This window comes from Paraclostridium benzoelyticum (assembly GCF_001006285.1).
In the GTDB taxonomy this organism is placed as follows: Bacteria; Bacillota; Clostridia; order Peptostreptococcales; family Peptostreptococcaceae; genus Paraclostridium; species Paraclostridium benzoelyticum.
Genome location: NZ_LBBT01000029.1, coordinates 1 through 6,260, shown reverse-complemented (window position 1 = coordinate 6,260; position 6,260 = coordinate 1). Strand labels below are relative to the sequence as shown.

7 protein-coding genes are annotated in these 6,260 nt (G+C 27.9%); 5 read left to right on the top strand and 2 right to left on the bottom strand.

Features of this window, described 5'->3' with window-relative positions:
* Positions 1 to 50: 50 nt before the first annotated feature.
* From VN21_RS01630 to VN21_RS01610, 5 genes are all read left to right on the top strand, one after another.
* On the top strand, positions 51 to 233 hold the full coding sequence (locus VN21_RS01630) for a DUF1858 domain-containing protein (protein ID WP_046821733.1): 183 nt from the start codon (positions 51 to 53) through the stop codon (positions 231 to 233).
* A gap of 145 nt (positions 234 to 378) precedes the next feature.
* Entirely contained in the window at positions 379 to 1,644 is a 1,266-nt protein-coding gene (locus tag VN21_RS01625) for a SulP family inorganic anion transporter (protein WP_046821732.1), read from the top strand.
* Between the two features lie 185 nt (positions 1,645 to 1,829).
* Positions 1,830 to 2,282 carry a hypothetical protein gene (locus tag VN21_RS01620; RefSeq protein WP_046821731.1) on the top strand — a complete coding sequence of 151 codons (453 nt, stop codon included), beginning with the start codon at positions 1,830 to 1,832 and terminating at the stop codon, positions 2,280 to 2,282.
* 107 nt (positions 2,283 to 2,389) lie between these two features.
* Positions 2,390 to 3,928, top strand: coding sequence for a glycerol kinase GlpK (gene glpK, locus VN21_RS01615; protein ID WP_046821730.1), 1,539 nt, complete (start codon positions 2,390 to 2,392; stop codon positions 3,926 to 3,928).
* Between the two features lie 75 nt (positions 3,929 to 4,003).
* On the top strand, positions 4,004 to 4,570 hold the full coding sequence (locus tag VN21_RS01610) for a hypothetical protein (protein ID WP_046821729.1): 567 nt from the start codon (positions 4,004 to 4,006) through the stop codon (positions 4,568 to 4,570).
* 64 nt (positions 4,571 to 4,634) lie between these two features.
* On the opposite strand, the gene VN21_RS01605 is transcribed toward VN21_RS01610, so the two are convergent.
* Both VN21_RS01605 and yaaA read right to left on the bottom strand, forming a co-directional pair.
* Positions 4,635 to 5,402 (bottom strand): hypothetical protein, encoded by a 768-nt coding sequence (locus VN21_RS01605; protein ID WP_046821728.1) that lies wholly within the window; start codon positions 5,400 to 5,402, stop codon positions 4,635 to 4,637.
* Between the two features lie 78 nt (positions 5,403 to 5,480).
* Positions 5,481 to 6,248 carry a peroxide stress protein YaaA gene (gene yaaA / locus VN21_RS01600; protein ID WP_046821727.1) on the bottom strand — a complete coding sequence of 256 codons (768 nt, stop codon included), beginning with the start codon at positions 6,246 to 6,248 and terminating at the stop codon, positions 5,481 to 5,483.
* Positions 6,249 to 6,260 lie beyond the last annotated feature (12 nt).

Here is a 6,260-nt window from a genome sequence, read left to right as displayed (position 1 = left end):
GATATAATAAAATTAGAAAAATACGAACTATTATTAAAGGAGAATTTAAAATGAAAATAGATAAAAATACCTTAATAGGGGATTTAATTAATAAAAAACCAAACTCAGTAAATATTTTAATGTCTTACGAAATGGGTTGTTTAGGTTGTCCTTCAGCACAAATGGAAACTTTAGAACAAGCTGCATATATACATGGTATAGATTTAGAAGAATTACTTCAAAAACTGAATTAAATTTAAGAAATACGAAAGATACTTCGATTGCGGAGTATCTTTTTTGTTTTTAACACAAATTTTAAAAATTATGTATGGACTTTATCAAAAAATAGGATTAATATATTAAATGTTGCAATATTTAGTTTTGGAAGGAAGTGTTTTCGTGTCACCAAAGTTATTTAAAATGATTAAAGATAATGAACTTACTAAAGATCAAGTTGGAAAAGATATAATAGCAGGTATAATAGTTGCTATAATAGCTTTACCACTTTCGATAGCATTAGCTATATCTTCAGGAGTATCACCAGAGAAAGGTCTTATAACTGCTATATTTGCAGGGTTTGTAATTTCTCTTCTAGGTGGTAGTAAGGTTCAAATAGGAGGACCTACAGGAGCATTTGTTGTAATTGTTTATGGAGTAGTTAAAACTTATGGAATAACTGGACTTATAACATCTACAATGATGGCAGGAATTATATTAGTAGTTATGGGACTACTTAGATTTGGATCTTTAATAAAATATGTACCACAAACAATTACAGTAGGATTTACAAGCGGAATAGCAGTAACATTACTTACAACTCAATTAAAAGATTTTTTTGGATTTAAAATAGCGGATGTGCCAGCAGAGTTTATAGGCAAAGTTGAAAGCTATATACAAAACATATCTACTTTTGATATAGCATCATTTCTAATAGGTCTATCTTGTATTTTAATTTTAGTTTACTGGCCTAAGGTAAATAAAAAGATTCCAGCTTCAATAATAGCGCTAATAGTTTCTACATTAGCTGTAAATTTATTAAACTTGCCAACAGACACAATAGGTACTAGATTTAGTGAAATATCATCTTCAATACCTAAGCCACAAATACCACATATGGATGTAAAAACAATTATAAACTTAATAAATCCAGCACTTACAATTGCACTATTAGGAGCTATAGAATCACTACTTTCTTGTGTAGTTTCAGATAATATGATAGATGATAAACATGATTCAAATATGGAACTTGTAGCACAAGGATTAGGAAATATAGCATCTTCTTTATTTGGAGGAATTCCTGCAACTGGAGCTATAGCAAGAACTGCTGCAAACGTAAAAAATGGGGGTAGAAGCCCTATATCAGGAATGGTACATGCTATAACATTATTACTTATAATGGTTATTCTTATGCCTTTTGCAAAGCTAATACCAATGACGACTTTAGCAGCTATACTTATTATTGTTTCATATAATATGGGAGAATGGTCTCATTTTAAGGAACTATTATCTTCAAGTAAATCAGATGTTTTAGTACTACTTATAACTTTTACATTTACAGTAGTATTTGACTTAGTATTTGCTATTGGAGTAGGTATGGCAGTTCATTATGTATTTAAATTTATAAAATCTAGACAAGAAAAAGACGAAGAATTAGAAGCTGCATAATAAAACTTTAGTAAATAGTTATTTTCTTTGCATAGTTGTCAAAAAAGGCAATATAAAATGCTACGTTAATAATTATTTATTAAAATATTTTTTTTAAAAGCATGAATTAATATATTAATTCATGCTTTTTTTGTATAAAATGGGGAACACTAAAGAGTAATAATATTGAGATTTTGGAGGGTGTAATGAAAAAATTATTATTTTTATTGTGTTTAATGATGGTATTTACTGTTGGATGTTCTAAGGAAGTTGTTGAAAATAGAGTTGAAGTTGAAAAAACAATCCCATCTGGAGTTGAGGGGGATATAGGTAAGGGAAGTATAATAGTGACTACTCATGTTTCAAATTCAGAAGATGGTTCTATCCCTACTATATATATAGATGATAAAAAAGGTTTAGGACAAATTGGAGTTAGTTCGAAAGACTTTGATGATTCTAGAGCAAGTTATATATATATAGATGGAAAGTTAAATACAGTTGAAAAGCTAGGGAAAGAAAGTTCTGTTACGTTAACTATATGTGATAATGATTTAAAAGAGGGCAAACACAAAATTGAAGTTGTTCAATTTGATAATGATAAAACAAATGGAACTCCTATAACTTACAAAAAATGTGAATATGAAATATATATCAGATAAGTTGTTTAAAAAATAACTTTATTTAAAATTATTGTAGTAGGTTTGTTTTATTGCTAATATTTACTTAAAGAACAATATGTTAACAAAGTAACTTAAGGAGAAGTATTATGGAAAAGAAATATATAATAGCATTAGACCAAGGAACTACTAGTTCAAGGGCAATATTATTTGATAAATATGGCAATATAGTTTCAACTGCACAAAAGGAGTTTACGCAAATATACCCAAAGGCTTCTTGGGTTGAACATAATCCTATGGAAATTTGGGGAAGTCAAAGTGGTGTACTAAGAGAAGTTCTAGAAACATCTTTTATAAGACCTGATGAAATTGCAGCAATAGGTATAACAAATCAAAGAGAAACTACAATTGTATGGGACAAAAATACGGGTAAACCTGTATATAATGCTATTGTGTGGCAATGTAGAAGAACAGCAGACATATGTGATAAGTTAAAAGATAAAGGTTTAGAAGCCACTATAAAAGAAAAAACAGGACTTTTGGTAGATGCATATTTTTCAGCTACTAAAATAAATTGGATTTTAGAAAATGTAGAAGGTGCAAGAGATAAAGCTGAAAACGGAGACCTTCTATTTGGAACTGTAGATACATGGCTTATATGGAATTTAACGAGAGGAAAAGTTCATGTTACAGATTATTCAAATGCATCAAGAACAATGCTTTTCAATATAAAAGATTTGAAGTGGGATGAAGAAATTCTAGGTGAATTAAACATACCAAAGAGTATGTTGCCTGAAGTTAGACCATCTAGTGAAATTTATGGATACACAGATTCAGAAATGTTAGCTGGTGCACAAATACCTATAGCGGGGTGTGCAGGAGATCAACAAGCTGCATTATTTGGGCAAACATGTTTTGAGCAAGGTAGTGTTAAAAATACTTATGGAACTGGGTGCTTTTTATTAATGAACACAGGTGATACGATAGTTGAATCAGAAAAAGGATTATTGACTACTATAGCGTGGGGAGTAGATGGAAAAGTTAACTATGCTTTAGAAGGAAGTATATTTGTTGGAGGAGCATCGATTCAATGGCTAAGAGATGAACTTAGACTAATATATGATTCAGGACAATCGGAATACTATGCAAATCAAGTTCAAGATACTAATGGAGTTTATGTAGTTCCTGCATTTACAGGGTTAGGGGCTCCTTATTGGGATATGTATGCTAGAGGAGCTATATTTGGATTGACAAGAGGAGCAAAAAGAGGGCATATAGTTAGAGCTACATTAGAATCTATAGCATATCAAACAAAAGATGTTTTAATGGCTATGCAAGAGGATTCTAAAATGCAGTTAAAATGCCTTAGAGTTGATGGAGGAGCAAGTGCAAATAATTTTTTAATGCAATTCCAATCAGATATATTAAATGTGAATATTGATAGACCTAAAATAATAGAAACTACAGCTTTAGGGGCTGCATATCTTGCAGGTCTTTCAGTAGGCTTTTTCAAAAGTGTAGAAGAAATAAAAGAAAAATGGGAAATAGACAAGGAATTTACACCTAGTATGGATGATAGAAAAAGAACTATTTTATATAAAGGATGGAAAAGAGCAGTTGATAGAACTCTCTTATGGGCTAAAGAAGATGAAGAATTGGCGAATGAATTAAGCAGTATAAACAACTAAAAATATATAAAATATTTCTATATTTGATTCATATAATTAAAATAGATGTTATATGTAAAATATGGAGGTATGAATATGAAAAAGTTTAAAAAAATTGTTTGCTTAATATTTATATGTATGTTTGTTTTAAGCGGATGTAACAACAAGGTTGATGTTAAAGGTGATAATAAATCTGACATACAATTATCTAGTAATTTAAAAAATGATAAACGAAATGAGGAAAAAAACTCAAAAGCTTATGACGCTAAAATAATAAGTATGGATTCTAATACGAGTGAAAAGAAAATAATAAGTGATATCAAAATCGATGATAATTTATCTATGAATGATAAAATAGGTATAATTATTAAAGAAGTATCAAAATTACAATTTAAAAATGCTCCAATAGAGTTAATTAAAATAGAGAATAATATAGCTTACATAAATATTAAAGAAGATAAAGAAAACAAATTGTGGAGTAGTAAATTTTTTCAAGGAAGTACAGGAGCTAGTATAACAAGTTATACAATTGTTGAAAGTTTACTTCAACGAGATTATAAAGGTAAATGGATTGATGGGATATACATTACTTATGAAGGAAAAACAAATGTAGAGTTTGATCATATAGACGTTGACTTCTTTGGGAGTGTAATAAAAAGATAATAAATCAATTAAGAAGGTAACTATAAAAATTTTATTCCTAAAATTATATAGTTACCATTTTGTTTTACTTGTTTTTTAATAAACAATTTTCGTTTAATAATTTAAATCCATAATCCTTTGTTAACACTTCAATTAATTCGTCATAATTGTATTTAGGATAATTTATTATGCAATACTTAGTATCGTCCTCTAATTTATCGAATTCATTATAAACGTCAAATGTAGTAGACATTTTAGCCATATCATCTCTAAGTTTATCCATATCAACTAATATATGAGCAAATTCAAAATCAAGAGTTTCATTAGCTATCATATCAGCAATTGTGCTCAATAAGCTTTCCTTGTTTTTAAATTCTATTTTTATTGAATTATTTTTATATTTATCTAACTTAATTGATAGTTCGTTTAAATAACTATATAAATCATTATTCACAAAGTTTACAAAACCTTCTTGGCTAAATAATGATTGAATATCTGATATTAATAAATTGTTCATATGATCTTCCCAAAGTAAAAGTCCGAATTTAGAATAACTAGAGTCAGATACAGGCTCTCCTTTATAGTTTTCAAATCTTGGATGAAGTCTGTCATGATGTTTTGATATTGATACTCTAAATAAGTTACCTTCATGATCTGATGGGATACAGTTTATAATAAACTTATCTAAATCACTTCCAATGAAAACTTGTTCACTTAAAAGTAGTTTTTTTGTTTTATCTAAATTTTCTTTTGAAAAATCTATGTTTTCATTACTTACAGCCATTCTAAAAATAATTTCTTTATATGTTTTATTTAATATATTATTTAACTCTTGTGTGTAGTTATACTTCATAGTCAGAAACCTCCAAATTATAAGTCAAATGATATATACCCAAAATAATACTTTTTAATCTAAAAACAATAATTGTTACTATCTAGTAAATATTATTGAATTACTATCAGATAAATGTGCATTAAAAGTATATCCATCGTAATTAAAGTTTTTAATACCTTCTATAGAATCTATTTTGTTTTTAATTATGTAGCTAGTTAGGTGACCCCTAGCTTTTTTTGAGTAAATACCTATAACTTTATAAGTATTACTACTTTCTTTGAAGTCTTTAAACTCTACATTTACAACTTGAAAATCTTTAGATAGTTTTTTAAGATTTATAGATTTAGAATATTCATTTGATGATAAATTAAGCAAAGTTTTATTTTCCTGATTATTAAGTTCATTATAAACATAATCAGTTATTTTTTCTTTCCAAAATTTATACAAGTCATTTCCTTGTTCATTTTTTAATTTAGATTTCATTTCAAGTCTATAAGATTGTATCATATCTAAAGGTTTTAGTACACCATACAAACCTGATAAGATTCTTAAATGAGCATTTGCAAATTCAAAGTCTGACTCATCAAATTCATTTACTTTAATGCAATTAAACACTTGGCCATCAAAAGCAAGTAAAGCTTGTAAGTATTTGCTAGATTCAGTACCTAACGTTTGATATCTATCAAAATTTAAATTAGTTAAGTCATCGCTTAGACCCATTAAAGCGCTTATTTCATCTCTATTTAACTTTTTTAAAATAGATATAAGATACTTAACTTCAGACTTGAAAAAAGGAGTAGAAGACTTGATATTAGTGTTTATATCAAAATTCATAGTTGTTGCGGGAGAAATTATTGTTATCATTGAAAATCACCT

Excerpts from the sequence above, each read along its gene's own strand:
- VN21_RS01630 (WP_046821733.1), top strand. The coding sequence starts at position 51 with ATGAAAATAGATAAAAATACCTTAATAGGGGATTTAATTAATAAAAAA.
- VN21_RS01620 (WP_046821731.1), top strand. The coding sequence starts at position 1,830 with ATGAAAAAATTATTATTTTTATTGTGTTTAATGATGGTATTTACTGTT.
- glpK (WP_046821730.1), top strand. The coding sequence starts at position 2,390 with ATGGAAAAGAAATATATAATAGCATTAGACCAAGGAACTACTAGTTCA.
- VN21_RS01610 (WP_046821729.1), top strand. The coding sequence starts at position 4,004 with ATGAAAAAGTTTAAAAAAATTGTTTGCTTAATATTTATATGTATGTTT.
- VN21_RS01605 (WP_046821728.1), bottom strand. The coding sequence starts at position 5,402 with ATGAAGTATAACTACACACAAGAGTTAAATAATATATTAAATAAAACA.
- yaaA (WP_046821727.1), bottom strand. The coding sequence starts at position 6,248 with ATGATAACAATAATTTCTCCCGCAACAACTATGAATTTTGATATAAAC.